Source organism: Mycobacterium sp. (assembly GCF_008709575.1).
Taxonomy (GTDB): Bacteria; Actinomycetota; Actinomycetes; order Mycobacteriales; family Mycobacteriaceae; genus Mycobacterium.
This window is the reverse complement of the sequence record NZ_VYIK01000312.1, coordinates 1-718: the sequence shown is the minus strand read 5'-3', so window position 1 is coordinate 718 and position 718 is coordinate 1. Positions and strand designations below refer to the sequence as shown.

Sequence of the window (718 nt, the reverse complement as noted above, 5' to 3'; positions counted from 1 at the left end):
GACTTTGCCGTGGCCGCCGATGATGATGACGCGTGGCATGCCTGCCGACGCTACCCGCGGGCCGTTGCGATCACGTGGTCGAGCAGCGTCTCCGTGGACGGCCAGGGGAATGTGGGCTTGTTGCGGGTGAGCTCGGCGATCCCGTGCAGATGTGCCCACACCGCCGCCGCCGCCGCGCGGGCTTTCTGCGGCGGTGTGGCGCGCACATCGGCGACCGCATTGTTGAGGATGGCGAACGACTCGATGCCAGGCAGTTCCTGCGGTTTCCAGTCATGCACCTCTCCCACGACGCTCATGAGGGTGCGATATGCGGCCGGGTTATCGTCGGCGAATGCAAGGTATGCGGCGCAGACGGCACGCAGGCGCTGCTCCGGGGTTCCGGCGCTGCGCGCGGGTGACTCCAGCCGCTCGTACAGTTGCTGGTGTCCCTCGCGGAACAACACGAGCAGCAGGTCGTCGCGGGTGGGGAAGTGCAGGTAGAAGCTTTGCGGTGCCACACCGGCTTCGCGCGTCACCGCCCTGATCGTCACCGCGGACTCCTGTCCATGGCGATCCAGCAGCCGGCGCGCCGCCGCGATCAGATCGTCGCGGAGCTGTGTTCCCTTGCCGCGGGGATTCCGCGCCCGGGGTTTTGTCGCCGTCGTGGCCATTCAACCCTCCGGAGAATTGACAGTTGACTTATGTATACACCTGTCTGTATACATAGTGTATGTAGACC

1 protein-coding gene is annotated in these 718 nt (G+C 65.5%); it reads right to left on the bottom strand.

Annotation, left to right across the window (positions count from 1 at the left end; all coding sequences use genetic code 11):
• Window positions 1-50: 50 nt before the first annotated feature.
• Window positions 51-650 (bottom strand): TetR/AcrR family transcriptional regulator, encoded by a 600-nt coding sequence (locus tag F6Q13_RS18650; protein ID WP_293059697.1) that lies wholly within the window; start codon window positions 648-650, stop codon window positions 51-53.
• Window positions 651-718 lie beyond the last annotated feature (68 nt).